Genomic DNA, 20532 nt, shown 5'->3' on the forward strand with positions numbered 1-20532 from the left:
TTAAGGCCAACGCCCCAAAGATCCGCATCAAACACCTTGATGCCCGCCCCACCCAGTATCCTGATCAAGCGGATAAACCGGCCGCGCAAGCCGAGCATACCGAAACAGCCCATAATCGGAACCAGTAACGCCCCGGCTATCACATTCAACAAGCGTCGCTGCAATCGGCACAAACACCGGCCTGCAATACATCCGCGACTTCAGCAACAGAAAGCGCGCACGCCGCGGATCGACACCGACGCTCTCAAACACCCCCAAATCCCAGGGTTCATGCGTGCGCTCGGTCACAACAAGCGTGGCCGCCCCAATATCAAGCACCGCCGCGCGTCCCATATGAGCGCGCTGCCCCGTATAAGTCGGGCCGCTAATCACATATTCGCCATCGGTAATCGCGCGCACGACACCCGTGGCCATGAACGGCGCACGCGGCGCCGCCCCCTCACGCGCAAGCTTGTTGCCAACGCCAAGCGTCACCCGCGCCCCCACGCCCGCTTCGATCAACGCGGCCACCGCCTCAGGATCGCACAGCGGACCACTCACCATCCCCGTGAGCCCCTGCGCGAGCGCAGCCTCAAGCAAATCCATCGTGTCGCACGTGCCGCCCGACATGCAATTGTCGCCATGATCGAGCAAAAGCACAGGCTTGCCCTCACCCCGCGTTCCTTGTATGTCCATCGCAACCTGCGCCGCACGCGCAACCGATTCCTCGAGCGGCGGGCTACGATAAACGAACTCATCACGTTCGTCCCAAATCTGCCGCGCGATCCGCTCGGCCACCGCCTCAGCCGCGGCGGCATCGCCGTCGCCCACCACCACCACGCTGATGCACGGCGCGGGAATGTCCGCAAGCGAGAAGCCCGCAAGCACCGAAACGGCCAGCATGCCCTGCGCCTCGGCCTCGCGCGCGGCCTCGACGGCGCGGCGCATCGGCCCATCGGCATTCGAACTGCGCAGCGTGGACGTCAGCAGCGGCGGTCGCCGCCACGCGAGCACCGGCCGTGCCCGCCCCGCAATGCGCGCGAGCAGGAGCCGCGCGGCGTGCTCGCCCGTCTCGTACATGTCCACGTGCGGGTATGTCTTGAAACTCACGATCACGTCCGCGTTGTCGATCATCTTCTGCGTGACATTGCCGTGCAGATCGAGCGCAACCGCGATCGGCGCTTCGGGCAGCGCGGCGCGCACGCGCTCGAGCAGATCGCCTTCGCCGTCCGGCGTCTGCTCAGCGACCATTGCGCCGTGCAAATCGAGCATGACGGCATCGCAGCCCGGCGCGGCCGCGAGGATCGCGTCGCAGATCGCATCGTATGCCGCTGCGGCGACCGGGCCGCTCGGATTCGCCGCGGCCGACACCGGCGTCACGATTTCCGCGCCCTCGCGCCCGGCCGCGTCGATGAACGCCGACATGGCCGTGCGCATGCCCTTGTTCTCGCGATATGCGTCCTCGCCCCATGCGGGGCCGCTGGCGCCGAACGAGGCCAGCGGCGTCGCGACCGGCGAGAACGTATTGGTCTCGTGATTCATGCGCGCGATGAGGATCTTCATGCCACGTCCTTCGCGGGAGCGCCCGCCGCAGCGCCGCGAGTCGATTCCTGAACTTGCATTGATGAGGTTCCTTGCATGTGTCGTGAACTGAGTGGGGCGGTCAGACGACCCGACACCCAGAAGCGCCCCGCCAAACGGTGAATGCTATTTATCATGATAAATAGGATGAACCCGATACTAGGTATAATCCATTCGACTGTCAATCATCGCCAATACTCGACAGCACCACCCAGGGGAGTCTCGAAGATGGTCACGAACCGCGTCAGATCGGGGCCCGCCGTCGAAATCAAGCAGCCGAAGCGGGCCGACCTCGTCGCCGAGGAGATCAAGCGCCTCATTACCGAGAAAGACCTGCGTCCGGGCGACCGGCTGCCGCGCGAAGCCGAACTGCAGCAGCTCTACTCGGTGAGCAAGAGCACGATCCGCGAGGCGCTCAAGTCGCTCGAAGTGCAAGGGCTCATCAAGGTCTCGACCGGGCCGAGCGGCGGCGGCATGGTGGTCGAGGTGCCGCTCGACCGCACGCTGCAACTTCTGCAGAACTATCTATTTTTCAAGGATGTGTCGATCGACGACATCTATAAGGTGCGCCAGCAGCTGGAGCCCGAACTGGCGGCGGGTGCGGTGCCACACCTGACTGATGCGGACTTCGTCGCGCTCGAAGCGAACATCGAATGCTGCGATGGCGTAAACGGCCCGGACGACCGTGGCCATCTCGTGCGTCAGCGCCAGGAGGATATGACCTTTCACGATATCCTTGCGGCAGCGAATCCGAATCCATTCCTGCGCTTCATCTGCGAGCTGATCAACGAGATGATCCGGCAGTTGATCGAATTCAGGAACGACACGCCGCTCGCGGACCAGCGGCGCTTTGGCGCCGCGAACGCGAAGATTCACCGCGAGATCTTGCAGGCCGCGCGCGAGCGCGACGCGGCGCGCGTGCGCGTGCTGATGGTCGAGCACATGACCGAAGCGCCGAAGCACGTCAAGCGCATGAAGGGCAAGCTGCGCGGCAGGCTGATCCTGGACTCCGAAATCCGCAAGCGGGCGCGTACGATGGTGGCAGCCGTCGGGAAGGAAACGTAAAGCGAACGCCGGATTGCACGGCGCCATCCGCCGTGCAATCCATTGCGCAGTCACGCCGGACGTGAAGCTTTCAATTCTCGCAACGGCCATTACGGCGCGTTACCCCGCACGCGCGCCCCACTGGCAAAAAAGCCGCTGTCGTAAGCCAGACACCCCGCCTTCCACTCCGATGCGGCTCCCTGGCAGCGCCGACGTTTGCTTACACTTGGCAAAGTCTTTTCATACGGCGAACCGTTACGCTTTGAGTACGGCCCGAGTGCCCTTTCGCTCGACAAGTCCTCAACGATTCGTACGACGCACTATGAAAAACATCCTTTCTCGCAGCACCCAACGCAACCCGAACCGCCGTATCGCAAGCGGACTGCTGGCCGGCGCGCTCCTCGCCACGGCATGGTTCGCCGGCATCGCGCCCGCCTCCGCTCAAATGGTCGTGCTCGCGCCACCCGCACCCGTCTATGAAGCCGCGCCGGCGCCGCGCGTCGGCTATGTCTGGGAACGCGGCTACTGGGGCTGGGATCAGGGCCGCTATGTCTGGGTGCGCGGACACTGGGCCGCCGTGGTGCGCGACGCCGCCGTGCCGCCACCGCCGCCGCCCGCGCCCGTCGTTCAAGTGATGCGGCTTTCGGCGGACACCCTGTTTCCGTTCGATCGCGGCGCAGCGTCCGACGTCCTCCCGGGCGGCCGCGCCGATATTCGTGAGATCGCCGCGAAGTTGACTGCGACGCACTACGGCCGCATCGAAGTGCGCGGCTATACCGATCGTCTGGGCTCTGCCTCGTACAACCTCGAATTGTCGCAACGGCGCGCCGATGCCGTGAAGGCGCTGCTCGTCGAACAAGGTATTCCGGCCGAGCGCATCGACGCACGTGGACTTGGCGAGCAAGACCCGATCACGCAGTGCTCCGACAATCAGTCGCGAGAGAGCCTCGTTGCCTGCCTGCAACCGGACCGCCGCGTCGAGATCGTCACGCATGCGCGCACCGGCGATCGCTATGCCCTGCCGCCGTCGTCCGGTCCCGCGACGTGACATGACGTGACGCACGTCACATGGTAAGCATCGTCCAGCGTGCGCTTCGCCTTCGCACTACGCGAAGTCCTTATGGCGAAGCGCACCACGCCATTCAATCAGCAGTCCTTTCTCTCGTGACCCGTGCGGACGTATTCGGCTGCGCGGGATCTCAATCCCGGTCCGGCGCGCCCAACGGAAATAGCGGCCGGTAAGGCCGTGCCTCTTCCACCGCGCGCGCGGACGACGGTCTCGCGAGCAGGCGCGCGCGATAGGCGCGCAACACCGGAAACGTCTGCGCTATGCGGTGCGTCCAGTCGGCGTAAAAGAGCGAAGGCGCCGCCGCGCAGTCCGCCATCGAGAAGTCCGCTCCCGCTGCCCAGGCCCTGCCCGCGAGCTGCGTTTCGAGCCAGGCATAGGCGAGCTCCAGCTTTTCCTGCGCGAACGCGAGCCCGTCCGCGCGCCTCGCCGCGTCGCCCGACAAGGCGCCGTCGACGGCGCGCTGCACCGGCGTCATCACATGCAGGTCGAAGAAACGGTCGAGAAACCGCACGTCGAGCGCGGCCATCGGGTCGGCAGGCAACAGCCGCACCGGTCCCGGATGCGCGAGCTGCAGGTATTCGATGATCACGCTCGTCTCGGCCACATTGCGCTCCCCCTCCACCAGCACCGGAAATTTGCGCAGCGGCCAGCGCTGTAGCCAGTCGCCCGTATGCGGCGAGTCGGGACCGATAGTGCGGAATTCGAACGGCGTGCCGTTCTCGTACAACGCAATGAGCACCTTCTGCGTATAGGAAGAAAAGGGATGGCCGTAGAGCGCGAGCGACATCGTGAACCCCTCGAAACAGGCTGATTGCGACAGGCGCCAGAGTACCTCAATCGGGAGAACCCCTCGATCATGCGCGGCCAGGCGCCTTCTACGCGGGTAAACCCGCTTCGTGACGAAAATTTGCGATCCTCTATTGCGCAAATTATTTTGCGTGTTAATACTAAACGCAAATGTAATTGCTTGTACCCATCAATCCACCACCGAAGAGGTCGTCATGAAACTCGTTGCAAAGCTCGCCGTGGCCGCACTCGTCGCCGCATCCTTTATTGGTCAAGCGGCGCGCGCCGATACCTTGCTGGTCGCTTGCGATACCGCCTTCGTGCCATTCGAATTCAAGCAGGGAGACAAGTACGTCGGCTTCGACATCGACCTGTGGTCGGCCATCGCCAAGGACCTGAATATCGATTACAAGCTGCAGCCAATGGACTTCAGCGGCATCCTGCCGGCGCTGCAGACCCACAATGTGGACGTCGCGCTGGCCGGCATTACGATCAAGGACGAGCGCAAGAAGGTCATCGACTTTTCCGACGGCTACTACGACAGTGGCTTCATGCTGATGGTGCCCGTTGCCAGCACGATCAAGAGCGCCGACGACCTGAAGGGCAAGTCGCTCGCCATCAAGACCGGCACTTCGGCGGCGGACTATGCCAAGGCCCATTTCACGGGCACCGACCTGCGCCAGTTTCCCAATATCGACAACGCGTATCTGGAATTGCAGACCGGTCGCGTCGACGCGGCCATGCACGACACGCCCAACGTCCTCTACTACATCCACACTGCGGGCAAAGGCCGTGTGAAGGCGGTCGGCCAGCAAATGATGGCGCAGCAATATGGCATTGCGTTCCCGAAAGGCAGCCCGCTCGTGCCGAAGGTAAACGCCGCACTCGCGAAGATCAAGGCCGACGGCCGCTATGCCGCCATCTACAAGAAATGGTTCGGCGTCGAACCGGCCAAGTCCTGATCCACCGGAACCCGGAGAGCCACCATGCAGTTCGATCTCTCGGTCGTGATCGACGCGCTGCCCGCCTTGCTGCAGGGCGCGCGCCTCACTGTGCTGATTGCCGTTGTGGGACTAGCGGGCGGCCTGCTCGTAGGCTTCCTCTTCGGCTTGATGCGCACGTACGGCAACGCCTTCGTGCAAAAAATCGCGTTCATCTACGTCGAATTCGTGCGCGGCACGCCCATCGTCGTTCAGGTGATGTTCATTTACTTCGCTCTCCCGATGTTGTTGCATGTGCGAGTGGACGCGCTCACTGCCGCGATCGTCTCCATCGTCATCAACTCGGGCGCCTATATTGCCGAGATCGTGCGCGGCGCGTTCCTGTCCGTGCCGCGCGGCCTGAAGGAAGCGGGACTCGCGCTCGGAATGCCGATGTGGCGCGTGCTCGCATTCGTCGTCGGCCCGGTTGCGGTGCGGCGCATGACGCCGTCGCTCGGCAACCAGTTCATCGTGAGCCTGAAGGACACCTCGCTCTTCATCGTGATCGGCGTAGGCGAGCTCACGCGCCAGGGCCAGGAAATCATGGCCGCGAATTTCCGTGCGGTCGAAATCTGGACGGCCGTGGCGGTCATCTATCTGTGCATGATTGGCGCGCTCACCTTCTGTCTGCGCGCGATGGAAAAGAGGATGCGGATACTATGAACGCCGGAAAAGCAATGGTGCAGTTCAAGCGCGTGACCAAGCGCTTTGGCCAGACGACCGTGCTCGATGCGGTGGACCTGACCATCCACGCCGGCGAAGTCGTGGTCCTGATCGGACCGTCCGGGTCCGGCAAGTCGACGCTGCTCAGGTGTATCAATGCGCTCGAGCACATCGACGGCGGCGACCTCGTCGTTGACGGCATCAGCGTGCTCGATGGCGCGAGCCAGGTGCGCGAAATCCGCAAGGAAGCCGGCATGGTGTTCCAGCAATTCAACCTGTTTCCTCAGCTGACCGCGCTCGAGAATGTTGCATTCGGTCCGCGCCAGGTACGGGGCATGAGCAAAGCCGAAGCACAGGCGCTCGCCCGCGAGCTGCTCACGAAAGTCGGTCTCGCGGGCCGTGTCGATCACTACGCGAGCGAGCTCTCCGGCGGCCAGCAGCAACGCGTGGCCATTGCGCGCGCGCTTGCCGTGAAGCCCAAGTTGATGCTGTTCGACGAACCGACCTCCGCGCTCGACCCCGAACTGCGCCAGGAGGTGCTGCGCGTGATGCAGTCGCTCGCCGAAGAAGGCATGACGATGGTCGTGGTCACGCACGAGATGGCGTTCGCACGCAAGGTGGGCACGCGGCTGATCTTCATGGAGCACGGCCATATCACCGTCGACGGGCCGCCCGCCGAACTGCTCGACGCGCCGCCGAATCAGCGTCTGCGTGACTTTCTTCAGCATGTCGAATGAATGGGAACCCATGCCAGCACTCGAATTCATCAAAATATCCGGCACCCCCTTCGAGGCCGGGCAGGCACTGGGCCGCTTCGGTTTCGGCGCGGTACAACGCCATTTGCTCCAGACGGCCGCCTGGCACAACGTGATGCAAAGGCGCGGCAGCCCGTTGGCGCTGGCGATGGCCGAGCACGTTCGACAGCGCTTCCCGCGCATCTGGCAAGAGCTACTCGGACTGGCCGAAGGCCTCGGCGTGCCCTTCGAACAGGCCTTCTTGTGGAATTGCCGCGGCGACCTCGCCACGCATGAGACGCTCACGCACGACGGCTGCACAACCGTGCTGCAGCCGGGCCGCGAGCACCGCCGCATCAGCCACAATGAAGACGGCGACCCCGGCTTCGCGGGCCATTGCGCGATCGCCGAATGCCGCATTGAAGGTAGCCCCGGCTTCACGTCGTTCGTGTATCCCGGCTCGCTGCCCGGACACACGTTTGCGGTAACGGATGCGGGACTAGCCGTCACCGTCAACAATCTGCGGCCGCGCCACGTCGATGCGGGCGTGCCGCGCATGGTGCTGACCCGCGCAGTGCTCGATGCCCCCGACCTCGACATCGCCGTCGCGACGCTGCGCGATACGCCGCGCGCCGGCGCCTTTCATCTCACACTCGGGCATCGCGCGAGTCCGGACCTGCTCAGCGTCGAGTTCAATGCACGCCATTGCTCGGTGCAGGCGCTCACGCAGCCGTCGCTGCATGCCAATCATGCGATCCATCCGTCCATGCGCGACGATCCGCAAGTCGTGACGGATTCCTCGCGCGACCGGCAGCGGCGCGGCGACCTGCTCCTGGATCAGGCTCGCGAGGCGGGCCACGCACCTGATCCGCTCGCGGTGCTGGCCGATACGAGCGCTACCGACGATACGGGCGCAGCGGCACTGCCGATCTATCGCACCGATCCGCTCGACCCCGATGGTGAAAACACGCTCGCAACCGCTGATATCGCGATCAAAGCATCTCACATAGAATGGGATATTTACGAACAACCCGGGACGCCGCCCCGGTATCGATTGATCGATGGATACAGACAAGCACAAGACGCGCCGCACAGGTGCCCGTCCAGCGGGCAACCGGGACGAAGCACAGGCGCTTGAAGCCACGGCCGCAGCGCCGCGCAGCGTCGACGGCCTGCGCGAACTCATGGTGCGCATCGGGCGCGGCGAGGCGAATCTTTCTCTTGGCGGCAAGGCGAACTCAGTGCTCGCGCGGCTGCTCGAGCAGCCGGAGGAAGTTGCCGTGCGCACGATCACGGATCTGGCCACGGCATTGGGCGTGAATGCGTCAACACTCACGCGCCTCACCACGAAGCTCGGCTATACAGGCTTCGCCGATTTTCAGGGCGTGTTCCGTGACAGCCTCGCGCAACGGCATCGCCATTTCTATACGCACCAGGCCGAACGGCTCGTTGCCGGAAAGAAGCCGCGCGGGCAATCAGCCGAGACCCACCGCACGTCGCCCGAGGTCGAAGTCGTCACCCAGCTCGCGCACGAATCGATCGCCAACGTCGACGCCTTTCTCTCCCGGCTCTCGCCCGCCGATCTGCACGGCGCGGCCGCGCTCCTTGCCCTTGCGCCGCGCGTGCGCGTACACGGCTTGCGCCAGTTCAGCGCCTTGGCGAGCTTTCTTTGCTACGGCCTCGGCATGATCCGCACGGACGTGGCCTTGCTCGACGCGCAAGGGCTCGGCGTGGCCGAGGGCCTCGCGCAGTTGCAGCCCGGCGATGTGGTGGTGGTCACGAGCGTCGCGCCCTACACCCGCAGCGTGGCCGAAGCCGCCGTAGCCGCCGCCGACGCCGGGATGACCGTGATTGCGATCACCGACACGCTCGCCTCGCCACTCGTGCCGCCCGCGCGCCATACGTTCCTGATTCCGCATGAGAGCAGCTTCTTCAGCAACAGCATGGGCGCGTATCTGATCTTCTGTGAAGGATTGCTCAATCTGGTCGCAACGCATCTGGGCAAGCAGTCCCTGCAGGCGCTTGCGCGGCGTGAACGGCTCATTACGGCGCTGGGCATCGAGTCGGAATGACGAGGCGAGGCCTGCGGAAATGGGCCGCTTGCGAATGTTGCAGGCGCCTACCGCAAACGGCCGAGCGCGAGATTCCCGCGCGGCATCGTAGCGCGTTTGAGGCGCAATGCGGGGGCCTCGATGCGTCGCCAGCTTGCAAGGGCGAGCGGTGCGCAAATTACCGTAACGCACACGAAAGCCACCAGTGGCGCGATTGACGGCACCCAATGCGCGGTCAGTTGCATGACGGGCCATCCATACAAATAGAGACCATAGGAAAGATCGTCGCGCATGCGCAGCTTCGCAAGCCATGGAGACTGCAGTTGTCCGCAATAAAGGATGAGGTAGGCCCCCATCGTCGATATCACCGCACGCAATACGTTCTGAGGCCCAAACAACGCCGCAACAAACACGATGAGCGCGACAGCGGCCAGGGACCCACGCAGAGGAATGCGCTCACGGAACACGTAGAAACACACGCCGGACAGATACATCGACGCGAACCAGATCATGAAGCCCGACACGCCGAAGAACGGCAACCCCTCGGCGCCGCGTTGATGCGGGGCGCCGAGTATCGCGGCGACATTGACGACGACTGCCAGCAGCAACAACGCCCAGCGCCGTTTCACGACGCCGCACAGGCCGAGTACGGTCAGCAGTAGATAGCAACGGAGTTCGAACGTAATCGTCCACATCGCCCCGTTGACCGACTGAACGGGCGACCCCGCGAACACAGGGGGCGTGCGCGGCTGGCGCAACCCGATCAGGTCGGCAATGAACTTGTAAGGCGACCACTCGGCAAAATAGTGCTGCGTACTTGCACCCAGCGGGCCGACGACGAGCACCGACAACGCCGACGCCACGACAAACGCCGGATAAAGACGGAGTGCCCGCTTTTTCAGGAATGCCAGTGCCAGCGGCTCGTGCGACCAGCTCTGCGCCGTGAGATAGCCGCTCAGCAGAAAGAAGCCGCAAACGCCGATGGTCCCGGCCGACATGGCCGACGACATGCGCTCCAATGGATCTGGAGAGCCGAGCAGTTCGAACGAGTGAGAATAGATAACGGCGACCGCGAATAGCAGCCGCAAAAGGTTGTAGTTGTTGTTATGCACGCGCTTATGATTTTTGTGTCCCCGTAGATAGCGCGGACTATATCATTATTCAGCGTCGTGCCAAGGCGCATTTCGGCGGCCGATAAAGCCGTACGCTACGGCTATCGGCCATCGCAAACGTTTGCTATGCGGAGCGCGGCGCGTCCGGCGCAAGCAGCACGCCCTTCGCGAACACGAAGCAGCCATAGCCGCGCGTTTCGCCCGTGGCGATCACGCAGTACGCCTGGCGTGCGCGGGCATAGAAGGCGTGGCGCTCGATCGGCGCGAACGGCACCGCGCGTCCCTCGGCGGCATCGACCTCGGCTTGCACCTCGCGCTGCACGGCCGGAATCGTGCCGGGCTCCCCCACCACTTCCATGCGCATCGCCGGCGACGTCACGAAGGTGTCGAGCGGCAGCACGGACAGGATGGCACGCACGGCGCGTGGCGCATCGGCGCCGTCGATGCGCAGGAGCTTGCCCGAGATAGTTGCGCGCGCAACTGAATCGGCGGGAAAATTCGCGTCGCAAACCACGAGCTCGTCGCCGTGGCCCATGGCGCGCAGCGCCTGCAACACGTCGGCGTTCAGAAGCGGATCCAGATTTTTCAGCACGGTTGTCTCCTCTGTTGACTCACGGCGCCTATGATCGATGAAAGTGCGCCTCAGGTCGCCCACCGACTCGCGTCCGGCCAGCGCTGGATTAGCAGCCGATGCAATTGTATCGTTCGTGGCCGTCTTGCATGCCGGCTGGTGTTTGGCGCCGAAAGGCGCTGGGCGGTAGAGGGAGCGCGGATGACAGTTAGTTGCACAATTCCCGGAAACCCGCAAACCCGTTTGATCCACTCAGGACGCCCGCCATAGGCCTACGTTGTCCTGCCCTCTCTAGCCAACGTCGCGCACCGCGAAGAATGCCGCTGCGTTACACCGGCAGCGCATGCGTCGAGAGAATCTCCTTGAGCACCATGAAGCTGCGCACCTGCCGCACGCCGGGCAGATACAGCAACTGCTCCGCGTGAAGCTGGTTGAAACTCTCGTTGTCGCGCGTGCGCACGAGCATGAAGTAGTCGAACTCGCCGGTCACGACGTGGCACTCGACGCACCCCGACACCTTGCGCGCGGCCTTCTCGAATGCACTGAACGCCTCGGGCGTCGAGCGATCCAGCACGAAACCGATCACGACCAGCATCCCCGCGCCTAGCGCCTTTGGGTCCAGCAGCGCGACGATGCCCCGTATCAATCCCATCTCCTTGAGCCGTTCGACGCGCCGCAGGCACGCGGGCGCGCTCAGCTTCACCCTGGCAGCGAGGCTCACGTTCGAGATGGACGCGTCCGCTTGCAGATGCTTCAGGATCGCGCGGTCGATACGATCCAATGCCGGTAGTGCATCTGACGCGGCTGCCGATTGCTTGCTTAATTTCATTGCGCATCACTCCAGTTTTACAAACTAATCCTGTTTATCCTGGTGGTTTTATGCCTCAAAAGTAGGCCTCATGGATTTTTTTCGCAAGCACATTTCGCGCACATCGGCCTAGCATTTTTCAGGCGGAATGTGCGCCTCAGATGCGCAGCGATCGCAGCCGCTCCCCGCGTGCCACCCTTTTCCGGAGACATTCGATGAACCTCCAACGCTTTCCCCGTTATCCGTTGACGTTCGGGCCAACGCCCATCCAGCCGCTCAAGCGCCTCAGCGCTCACCTCGGCGGCAAGGTCGAGCTCTATGCGAAACGCGATGACTGCAACAGCGGCCTCGCGTTCGGCGGTAACAAGACGCGCAAGCTCGAATACCTGATTCCGGACGCGCTCGCACAAGGCTGTGACACGCTGGTCTCGATCGGCGGCATCCAGTCGAACCAGACCCGCCAGGTCGCCGCCGTGGCTGCGCATCTGGGCATGAAGTGCGTGCTTGTTCAGGAGAACTGGGTAAACTACGCCGATGCCGTCTACGATCGCGTCGGCAACATCCAGATGTCCCGGATGATGGGCGCCGAAGTGCGGCTCGTGCCGGACGGCTTCGATATCGGCATTCGCCCGAGCTGGGAGGAAGCGCTCGAGAGCGTGCGCGCGGCGGGCGGCAAGCCGTATGCGATCCCGGCCGGCTGCTCCGAGCATCCGCTCGGCGGACTCGGCTTCGTGGGCTTTGCCGAGGAAGTCCGCCAGCAGGAAGCCCAGCTCGGCTTCAAATTCGATTACATCGTCGTGTGCTCGGTCACGGGCAGCACGCAGGCGGGCATGGTCGTCGGCTTTGCGGCCGATGGGCGCGCGGATCGCGTCATCGGCATCGACGCTTCGGCGACACCGGAAAAAACGCATGCGCAGATCACGCGCATCGCGCGTCATACCGCTGAGTTGGTCGATCTCGGGCGCGCCATCCACGAGCGCGATGTGGTGCTCGACACGCGCTACGGCGGCCCCGAGTACGGCTTGCCGAACGCAGGCACGCTGGAGGCGATCCGCCTGTGCGCGCGGCTGGAAGGCGTGCTGACGGACCCGGTCTACGAAGGCAAGTCGATGCACGGCATGATCGACAAGGTGCGCCGCGGCGAATTCGAGCCGGGTTCGAAGGTGCTGTACGCGCATCTGGGCGGCGTGCCGGCGCTCAGCGCGTATAGCTTCCTCTTTCGCGACGGCTGAGGCGCGGCAGGCACGGCGCGAACGCCGCTCGTCCGGTCAGGGCCGCAAGGTGCCAAACGGAAGCGAGCCAATACAATGGCTCCTTTAAATCCCGACTCAGCCCCCGCAAAAGCGCGCGATTGAGGCCACTACCCGGCAACAGCCACCGGCAGCCGGGTGGTGGCCACGCACGTCAGTCCATGCAACGCGCACAACGCGATGAAGGCCCACCCATACGGCCCGAACATCCCCAGAGCGGCATGCACCGGCTCCTTCAACTGCCAGGCAAGCAGCAAGGTGCACAGCGTGGTCCAGGTGGGCCCGCCGAGCCGCTGGACGATATTCATCGTCGTCGTGGCCATGGGCAGATGCGGCCGCTCGACCGATGCATACGCCGCGGATAGCGACGGCGCACCGATAGTGCTGAGCCCCATCCCGCGCAAAAAAAGCCCTGCAGCGAGCACAAACGGATGGAGGCCGTTGCTCGCCAGCCAGACAAACGGCAACGTCCCCACCAGCGCAAGCAATGCGCCACCGAGGGCAAGCTTGCGCACACCGAACCATGTCGTGAGCTTGCCCATCCAGAGATACGTGAGCAGCATGCCCAGCCCCATCGGCATGAGCATCCAGCCCATTTCGCCGGGCGAGCGTCCACAAGCGTCGATCAGGAACATGGGCACCAGCGCCTGGCCCGCGAACATCGCGCCGTTCGACAGGAACTGCGTCGAGGCCACGGTGCCGAAGACTGTGCCCCGAAAGAGCCCCAGATCCAGCAGCGCACGATCGCCCTTGCGGCGTTGCACGTACAGAAAGACCATCAGCAGTGCGACACTGACTGGCAACGCCACTACGCCCACAGGCTCGCCAAGTCGCGCACAACCATAAAGAAAGAGGACCAGCGCTGGCGATAGCAGCATGAGCCCGATCCAGTCGAGTTCGCGCGGCCGCGTCTGTGATCGGTCGTACGGCAGGAAGCGCCATGCCAGCACGAGTGCGAGCACGCCAATCGGCAAGTTCAGCAGAAACAGCCAGCGCCAGGAGGCATGCTGCAGGATTGCGCCGGCGACCAGCGGCCCGAGTATTGGGGCTGCGAGCACCGGGACGGCCATGTAGCCGATCACGCGCGCCATCTGCTTACCCGCCGCGCGCGCGACGATCATCTGCGCCATCGGCGCAAGCAGTCCTCCGCACGCACCCTGCAGCACGCGAAACGCGATCAGCGAAGACGCGGACCACGCCATGCCACACAAGGCCGATGCGAGCGTGAAGGCCAGAAAACACCACAGATAAACGGCCTTCGCGCCAATCCGGTCCACCAGCCAGCCGCTTATCGGCAGAACCAGTGTGAGCGTCAGCAGATAGCCGCTCGTGACCCATTGAATCGTCGCGAGGCTGGTATGGAGGTCCGCTGCGAGACTCGAAAGCGAGACGTTCACGATGGTCGCATCGAGTTGGGCGAGTAACGAGCCTATCGTCGCTACGGAGATGATCTTCCATTGCGAGGCATCGAGCCGCCTTGCGGACTCGATACCCTTCACACCGCCATCCCCTTCAGGCATGGCGCCGATCCAGGGCCTCACAGATGGCCTGCGCCGTGCCGGTTTCACCCAGCAGCGGGAAGATTCGCAACAGACTGTTCTCGTGGGCTTGCGCGCTCAGGTCGGACATGGCGTCGATCGCAAGCGTCACGTTGAACCCCAGTTCATGCGCCTGACGCGCGGTGGATTCCACGCCGATGCTGGTCGCAACGCCCGAAAGCACCACCTGCGTGGCACCGCTTGCGCGCAGATACGCCTCAAGATCGGTGCCGGTGACAATCGTCGTGATGCTCATGCGTCTCTCCTGCGAGATCGAAAAGAATGGCGTATTGACGGCTTAAATCAGACTCATGCCGAGTCGCCCGATGGCAGGTTGCCCAATCGGCTGATCAAAGGAATCGCGGCTTCGAGTGCGCGCAGCTCCTCGGGCTGGAAGGTGGCCAGCGCCGCCATCATCCATTCGCGTTTCGCGACGCTACGCCTTCTGCGTTCTTCAGCGCCCGAAGCCGTCAGCACAAACAAGATCTGGCGTCCGTCGGTCGGATGCGGGCGCCGCTCGACCAGTCCGTCTTCTTCGAGGCCCGCCAGGATCACCTTCATCGACTGAGGCTTCATGGCCTCCATACGCGCCAGATCGGCCGTTGTCGCGGGGCCCTGCCGCTCCAGCCTCGCCAGCGCACCCATCTGCGACAGGTTCAGTTCGTGCGGATTGGCTTCGGAGCGCAGCCTGCGAACGAGCTGGCCCAGTGCCAGCATCAGGTCCGCGGCGAGGGTGTCGGGAGAAGGGTCGGATTGGCGCGCTCGTTTCATTCACACATCATAGATATCAACAGTTTATCTTGCAAGTTTATCTGTCTATTTTTCATGCACCTGTGGACAATGCGACCTGCAATGCATGCCCGCTGCGGCCGACGGTAAATGGTTTGATTGCGCATTGGCGCACGTTGCGTGCGCAGGCACGCTCTGCTTCAGGCAGTGCGCCGGTGGGAGATGAGGCAAGTTGGCGTTGACGGCGTGCTCGAGTGCGCGCGAGTCCGGCGGGCGACGCGCCTGGCGGCGCCGCAAGGCGGATTGTCCCTGGAATGCTAACGTCGACCGGTCAAACCGCCCCTATCATCCGGCAGCGGCCGGCGAGACTCCACGCCTCAAAAGGTCGTCCATGAACTGAAGTGTGCGCCAGCCAACAATCCTGGCCACGAGAGGCCACCTGAGCACACATCGCATGCCTACCATCAAAATTCCAGCCTGGTGGCGGTATCCCATGACCCCAAATCAGTGGCTAGTACTCGGGGCGGTCCTGTTCGGGGCGGCGCTGTGCGCGCTCGTTGCCCTGCTCGTTATCGGGTTCAATTAAACCCAGGCTGCCACGCCGGCTACCGGCATTCGTGCGCGCGCATTGCACGCTCGACCCACTAAGGATGCACAGCGCACGAATCGGAACCATGGAGCTGTTGCTCCAGGCGCCAATCGGCAAACGTCAACGGACGCGCCAGCAGGTCATCTCCGTCCAGACGCGTCCAGCTGTAAAACGCACCCGGAAGCCCGTTGATCGGATGAGGCACCGCGTAGCGCACGATTTCCGCCCCGGGCCGGTACGCCTGGTGCGGCCAGAAGACCGGCATGGTGCGCCGCGCATTCATCTCATCAAGCAGCTCGCGCGGACCACCTTCATCCGCGATCACGTCGCATTGCAGCGCCCAGTCGGTCTCGTCCCAGGCGAGAAAAATGCCCGCTTCGCCAGCGGCGTCGAAAGTCAAGATGGCGTTCCCGTCGGGTCGCCAGTAATACTCGGTAATCGACTCTCGCCTGGCGAGGTTTTCGAGCACCGCGATCGTCTCCGGCCGCGAATAGACGGCCCCCGTATCGTGAACACTGACGAGCCCACGGCTCATGCAGTGCTTGCGTCGCGCCTCGCCTAACAACGCGCGCAGCTTGACGATCATTTCCGCGTCCGACTTCTTCAGGTAATAGTCGATCAATCCGGCATTGAACGCGTCGACGGCCTCGGGAGCCCCCGCTTTGCCGGTCAACAAGACTCTCGTGCAATCGATGCCCTTCATTTGCGACAGGAACGTGAGCCCGTCGATTTCCGGCATCTCGTAGTCGACCACGACAGCGGCGACCGATTGGAAACGGTTGCCGTCCTCCATGATGTCGTCACCAACGGCATTTCCAGCGCCACAGTCGACCGCCGCATAGTCGCGCCCCGCCAGCCGCGCGCCCCTTGCCGGATATCCGTTGCGCATCACGAAGTCCAATGCCTGCCCGGGACGGGCAAAGAAATGATGCGTGCGGGTATCGGGAAACATGCTCCGCAATGCCGAGAGGAATCCGACACTGTCGTCGAGGAATACGACGGACGCGGGAAAGGAAACGGGCTGCCGGGTAAAATCGCTCATGGTCGCTTATGTCGTTGAGCCGCAGAATTAACGCGATTGCATCATCGGTTCGCGATGCGTATTGAATCGACGCGATTAACTTTTGATGCAGTCCCTGGGCATTCCCCTGAAATGCTTCAAGAGCATTCTATGGCAGAATGCACGAGCGTGCGGAGCAGATTCGGAATACCCGATCAAGTTTTACAAACTGCATCCGGCACTATCAAAACAGCCATGAAAGACGATCCATGCCGACCTCGTCCTTCGAGAAATATGCGAGACATCCCCATTCGATTTTCACCTTCTGAGCCGTTGCGATGAGCGGCCAGGTTCAACCTTCACCGCTCATTCTCTTCGTTGACGACGATGAGATGTCACGCACGCTATTCGCACGCGCAACGCGCGGTCTTTACCACGTTCGCGTCGCGCAGCACGCGGATGAGGCGATGGCGATTCTGGACAGGCATGCCGCCGAAACCGCCATTATCGTGACGGACTTCCGGATGCCGGGCCGCAACGGCGACGATCTGCTGCGCGAGATCGCGCAGAAGTATCCGCATATCGTGCGCATCCTCGTCACGGCATACGCGGACAAGGACTTGCTGTTGCAGATGGTCAATACCGGCAACGTGTTTCGTATCCTCGAAAAGCCGCTGCGAATGGAGGCCATCTGCGAGGTCCTGAGTCTCGCGATCGCGCACTTCAATGAGCGGGAGAGCCGTCATCAGCGGCTGCTGGCCATGGACGAGACGTTGGGCTTTCTCGCCCATGAGCTCAATACGCCACTGGCGGCGATTGCGCTTTTTGCGCGCGGCATTGGAGAGGACAGGCCCGATGAAACCGAGCCCGAGCGCCGTGCCAGGTTTGCCGACGCGGCCACCTCCATGCTCGATAACGCGCAGTATTGCCTGAGCCTGATCGAGTCGTTCTGGTCGTCGGTCAAAGATGGCGGTCAGCGGCCGTCATCGCCGGCGGCCATGCACGAGGTCAGGGCAACGCGCCTCGTGGCCGGACTGATCGAGACCTACCCGTTTGTCTCCTCGCAGCGCGACTGGATAACCGTCGATGTGCAGGGTGACTTTGTCGTGAGCGCGATGCCCAATTGCGTGGCGCTGGTGCTGTCTTCGCTGTTGTCGAACGCCCTGCGTGCGCTCAATGGCTCGAACGCGCCGTCGTTGCGCATTGAAGTGACGACACTGCCTGCGCCTGCGATTCGCATCTGCGATAACGGTCCGGGGATTGCGCCGGACATCAAGGCGCGCCTCGCGCACGACGTCGTGACCACGCATGCCGGGAGCGGTGGCCACGGCATGGGCATGATCTTTTGCAACCGCATCATGCAATCATGCGGCGGAAGCCTGCGGATCGAATCCGCCCTGGGCGTGGGCACGACGGTCACGATGGACTTTGGCAACTCCAGAAAGCGGGCTTATGCCATCGACAGCCCCGCGCCGCTCGAAGCTCATTCGTCGCGCGGTACCTTGTCGTAGCCGCGCGTCGTTCTGGCCGAAGCGCAATACGTTTGCAGCGCATCGGCCGAACGCTCGCCCAGTGCCGTGATCCGGCCAATCCAGTCGGGTTCCAGAGGCCACTGACCGGCTACCAGCCGTGGATAGACGTTCCTCACCAGCGCGTGCAAGGCCTGCGCCCCCATATTGCCGCTGACACCGAGTAGACGATGCAGCGCCGCATGGGCCGCTTCGATATCCTGCTTCTGTGCGGCACCTGAAAGCTGCGTCAGCAGCGATCGAATCTGCGTGATGCCATTGAGGAAAGTCTCGTCGAGCAAATCGAGTCTCGCGAGTTCGTCGAGTTGCTCTTTGTCCAGCAGTTCGCCATCCGTTGCGATCGGCTGGACATAGGGCGGAATGAGCGAGGCCGGCGACGAGTCCGCCTTCGTCAAGGTGTGCAATACGCGCTGCCGCGCGAACTGCCTGGCAAGCGCCGCGTAGAGCGCGCCAACCTGAACGGGCTTGGTCACGACTTCATTCATGCCCGCGGCCATGCATTCCCGAACCGCGTCCATGTCGGTCTGGCCAGTCAAGGCGATGATCGGGATCCTCGCGTAGCGGTCGTTGCGGGCACGAATCAGCGAGGTGGCTTCCACGCCCCCGATCCCCGGCATGTTCACGTCGATCACGACCGCGTCGATGGCGGTGCCGTCCTTCAAACGACTCAGCACGGCATCGCCGTGCTCGGCTTCGATGACGCTCGCACCGCATCGCTCCAGATAAGCCTTGGCAACGAGCCTGCTGAAGGTGTCGTCGTCCGCCACGAGGATCGATTTGCCCTGGAAACCCTCGAAGCCCTTGCCCAGATGCCGCCGGTCGCCGCTTTCGAAGAGCGCCTGAAGCGACGTGATCAATTCCATCATGCCGCAGGATTTGCTGATCACGTCATCCATGCCGGCTCGGCGCGCCAGGACATGAGCCACATTGCCGGACTCCGCGGTATAGCCCGCGATCAGGACATCCCGGTTCGGCAGTTCACTGCCTGCGCGAATTCTTTCGGTGGTCGTATAGCCATCCATGACCGGCATATTCACGTCCATCAATACGAGGTCGCAGGGCGCGGCGCCCCTGCCCTGCAACATGGCCAGCGCACGCTGCCCGTTGTCGGCCTCGCTGATCTGCGCGCCCAGCTTCGACAACACGCGCTGAACTTTCAATCGCTGGTCAGCGTCGTCATCGACGAGCAGAATGGATTTCCCGTGAAAGACAGGCGTGGCCCGCGCGAGAATCTCGCGCTCGTGCTCGGCGATCTCGCGGTCGGCAATAGCGGGAAAGCGCAACGTGAATTGCGTGAATTCGCCCAGTTCCGAATGGCAGGTGATCGTGCCGCCGAAGGCCTGCATCGCGCGCTGGCAGTATGCGAGCCCGAGTCCGGTCCCCGCCGAATTTCCCGCGGTACGGAAAGGCTCGAACAGATGCGGCAGGATTTCCGGGGAGATGCCCGGGCCGGTGTCGCGCACGACCACGGTATGGCGGTCGACCACCAGCGTGAGCGTGGCCGAGGGGTGCGCCGCCATGTGATGCAGCGCGTTCTTGATCAGGTTGAAGAGCGTGAACAGATAGACCGTTTCGTCGACCTTGAAGACGAAATCCTCGAGCACGAGGAGCCTGACCTTGCTGTGCTCGGTGTCGTCGGCAAAGCCGTATTCGTCCAGCACTTTACGCGTGGTGCTCGCCGCGCGCAGATAGACGAGATGGTCGGAGCGAATGGGTTTCGCGCTCACTTCGTCGAGCGTCATGGCAATGATGCGCAAGCCCCGCTCGATCGAGAGTTGGCCCTGTGCGAGGTAGCGATAGAGCGACGTCGCATTCGCGTGCGTCAACACCAGCGACCGGCCGATTTCGGTCGACGCAGGCAGGGTCTCCTCCATGCCGTCGAGCACGTACCTCAACTGGCTGAGCGGATTGCGCATTTCATGGGCGATCGAGCCCGCGAGCGCCTTGAGCGCCCGATTCTTTTCGACAAAGATGCGGCCTTTGCTGATCGCGTGACTAAAGGCCATGCTGCACAGCACGACCACGGGGAGCAGCGCGATATTCGACATATCGGCTGCGCTGACGATGATCGGCGTTGGCGAAGTGATGACCGCCGCCACGGTGCTCGCAGCGATACCGGCGCCGATGCAGGCCATCAGCAACAGCGGGCTGTCGATACACAGCGCCAGAATGAAGATCATCATGACTTCGGTCATCATCCACATCGTGGAGAAGTCATTTCTGATCGCCAGGAACGTACAGACGAACGGCAAGACGTAGATCAGGCAACAATGCCAGTAGATGAGCAGATAACGGCTGTACTGCTTGGGCCAGCGTGCCTGAAAGATCAACGGGATACAGAGGCACGCGGCGCTCAGGCGCAGAAAAAGATTGTCGTAAGGCTGCGGCAGGACCCAGGTCCAGACCACGTAGTAAATGGGGTGGCACAGGAGGCCCAATATGCCCCCCCAACGAATCGCAAGCCGGCTTCGTTCGAGCATGTCCCTCATGCTTTCGCGCGGCATCACCATCAGGCCTCC

The 20532-nt window shown here is 63.1% G+C and carries 18 protein-coding genes and 1 pseudogene; 9 read left to right on the forward strand and 10 right to left on the reverse strand.

The window, feature by feature from the left end; translation table 11 throughout:
* Nucleotides 1-27 precede the first annotated feature (27 nt).
* Complete coding sequence (locus BO1_RS36550; RefSeq protein ID WP_028221807.1) at nucleotides 28-1542, reverse strand: M81 family metallopeptidase; 1515 nt, start codon at nucleotides 1540-1542, stop codon at nucleotides 28-30.
* 246 nt (nucleotides 1543-1788) lie between these two features.
* On the opposite strand from BO1_RS36550, the gene BO1_RS36555 reads away from it, so the two are divergent.
* Both BO1_RS36555 and BO1_RS56660 read left to right on the forward strand, forming a co-directional pair.
* Nucleotides 1789-2625, forward strand: coding sequence for a FadR/GntR family transcriptional regulator (locus BO1_RS36555; RefSeq protein WP_028221808.1), 837 nt, complete (start codon nucleotides 1789-1791; stop codon nucleotides 2623-2625).
* A 301-nt stretch (nucleotides 2626-2926) separates the two neighbouring features.
* On the forward strand, nucleotides 2927-3652 hold the full coding sequence (locus BO1_RS56660) for an OmpA family protein (RefSeq protein ID WP_052409724.1): 726 nt from the start codon (nucleotides 2927-2929) through the stop codon (nucleotides 3650-3652).
* A gap of 151 nt (nucleotides 3653-3803) precedes the next feature.
* Here BO1_RS56660 and BO1_RS36565 read toward each other — a convergent pair whose 3' ends face one another.
* Nucleotides 3804-4460 carry a glutathione S-transferase family protein gene (locus BO1_RS36565; RefSeq protein ID WP_028221809.1) on the reverse strand — a complete coding sequence of 219 codons (657 nt, stop codon included), beginning with the start codon at nucleotides 4458-4460 and terminating at the stop codon, nucleotides 3804-3806.
* A 214-nt stretch (nucleotides 4461-4674) separates the two neighbouring features.
* Here BO1_RS36565 and glnH point away from each other — a divergent pair, with 214 nt between their 5' ends.
* From glnH to BO1_RS36590, 5 genes are read left to right on the forward strand one after another with little or no spacing between them, the layout of a single operon-like run.
* Entirely contained in the window at nucleotides 4675-5421 is a 747-nt protein-coding gene (gene glnH / locus BO1_RS36570) for a glutamine ABC transporter substrate-binding protein GlnH (protein WP_028221810.1), read from the forward strand.
* A 24-nt stretch (nucleotides 5422-5445) separates the two neighbouring features.
* Nucleotides 5446-6102 (forward strand): glutamine ABC transporter permease GlnP, encoded by a 657-nt coding sequence (gene glnP, locus BO1_RS36575; RefSeq protein WP_028221811.1) that lies wholly within the window; start codon nucleotides 5446-5448, stop codon nucleotides 6100-6102.
* Nucleotides 6099-6839: a glutamine ABC transporter ATP-binding protein GlnQ gene (gene glnQ, locus BO1_RS36580; protein ID WP_028221812.1), complete on the forward strand. Its 741-nt coding sequence runs from the start codon at nucleotides 6099-6101 to the stop codon at nucleotides 6837-6839. Before glnP ends, glnQ begins: the two co-directional genes overlap by 4 nt.
* Nucleotides 6840-6849: 10 nt before the next feature.
* Complete coding sequence (locus BO1_RS36585) at nucleotides 6850-7974, forward strand: C45 family autoproteolytic acyltransferase/hydolase (RefSeq protein WP_028221813.1); 1125 nt, start codon at nucleotides 6850-6852, stop codon at nucleotides 7972-7974.
* Nucleotides 7898-8908 carry a MurR/RpiR family transcriptional regulator gene (locus tag BO1_RS36590; RefSeq protein ID WP_028221814.1) on the forward strand — a complete coding sequence of 337 codons (1011 nt, stop codon included), beginning with the start codon at nucleotides 7898-7900 and terminating at the stop codon, nucleotides 8906-8908. Before BO1_RS36585 ends, BO1_RS36590 begins: the two co-directional genes overlap by 77 nt.
* Before the next feature lie 47 nt (nucleotides 8909-8955).
* Here the strand turns inward: BO1_RS36590 and BO1_RS36595 are convergent, their stop codons facing one another.
* The 3 genes from BO1_RS36595 to BO1_RS36605 form a co-directional block, all read right to left on the reverse strand.
* Complete coding sequence (locus BO1_RS36595; protein ID WP_084688492.1) at nucleotides 8956-9999, reverse strand: acyltransferase family protein; 1044 nt, start codon at nucleotides 9997-9999, stop codon at nucleotides 8956-8958.
* A gap of 124 nt (nucleotides 10000-10123) precedes the next feature.
* A complete protein-coding gene (locus BO1_RS36600; RefSeq protein ID WP_028221816.1) occupies nucleotides 10124-10591 on the reverse strand; it encodes an RbsD/FucU family protein in 468 nt (155 codons plus the stop codon).
* Between the two features lie 307 nt (nucleotides 10592-10898).
* Nucleotides 10899-11399, reverse strand: a complete 501-nt coding sequence (locus BO1_RS36605) for an Lrp/AsnC family transcriptional regulator (protein WP_028221817.1) — start codon at nucleotides 11397-11399, stop codon at nucleotides 10899-10901.
* Nucleotides 11400-11593: 194 nt separating this feature from the next.
* Between BO1_RS36605 and BO1_RS36610 the strand changes: the two genes are divergently transcribed.
* Nucleotides 11594-12610, forward strand: a complete 1017-nt coding sequence (locus tag BO1_RS36610) for a 1-aminocyclopropane-1-carboxylate deaminase (protein ID WP_028221818.1) — start codon at nucleotides 11594-11596, stop codon at nucleotides 12608-12610.
* Between the two features lie 128 nt (nucleotides 12611-12738).
* Here BO1_RS36610 and BO1_RS36615 read toward each other — a convergent pair whose 3' ends face one another.
* From BO1_RS36615 to BO1_RS36635, 4 genes and pseudogenes are all read right to left on the reverse strand, one after another.
* Complete coding sequence (locus BO1_RS36615) at nucleotides 12739-14148, reverse strand: DHA2 family efflux MFS transporter permease subunit (protein ID WP_043288076.1); 1410 nt, start codon at nucleotides 14146-14148, stop codon at nucleotides 12739-12741.
* Nucleotides 14141-14401: pseudogene (locus BO1_RS54235) on the reverse strand (isochorismatase family protein); the annotation flags it as partial. The gene BO1_RS36615 and the pseudogene BO1_RS54235, both read right to left, overlap by 8 nt.
* Before the next feature lie 74 nt (nucleotides 14402-14475).
* The gene (locus BO1_RS36625) at nucleotides 14476-14937 is read right to left on the reverse strand and encodes a MarR family winged helix-turn-helix transcriptional regulator (protein WP_028221820.1); all 462 of its coding nucleotides are present in this window, start codon (nucleotides 14935-14937) and stop codon (nucleotides 14476-14478) included.
* A 602-nt stretch (nucleotides 14938-15539) separates the two neighbouring features.
* Entirely contained in the window at nucleotides 15540-16526 is a 987-nt protein-coding gene (locus BO1_RS36635; RefSeq protein ID WP_028221821.1) for a response regulator, read from the reverse strand.
* A 296-nt stretch (nucleotides 16527-16822) separates the two neighbouring features.
* Between BO1_RS36635 and BO1_RS36640 the strand changes: the two genes are divergently transcribed.
* Nucleotides 16823-17995, forward strand: a complete 1173-nt coding sequence (locus BO1_RS36640) for a hybrid sensor histidine kinase/response regulator (protein ID WP_028221822.1) — start codon at nucleotides 16823-16825, stop codon at nucleotides 17993-17995.
* Here BO1_RS36640 and BO1_RS36645 read toward each other — a convergent pair.
* Nucleotides 17968-20523, reverse strand: coding sequence for an ATP-binding response regulator (locus tag BO1_RS36645; RefSeq protein WP_028221823.1), 2556 nt, complete (start codon nucleotides 20521-20523; stop codon nucleotides 17968-17970). The two genes, BO1_RS36640 and BO1_RS36645, sit on opposite strands and share 28 nt — an antisense overlap.
* Between the last annotated feature and the right edge of the window lie 9 nt (nucleotides 20524-20532).

This window comes from Paraburkholderia oxyphila NBRC 105797 (genome assembly GCF_000685075.1).
Taxonomy (GTDB): domain Bacteria; phylum Pseudomonadota; class Gammaproteobacteria; order Burkholderiales; family Burkholderiaceae; genus Paraburkholderia; species Paraburkholderia oxyphila.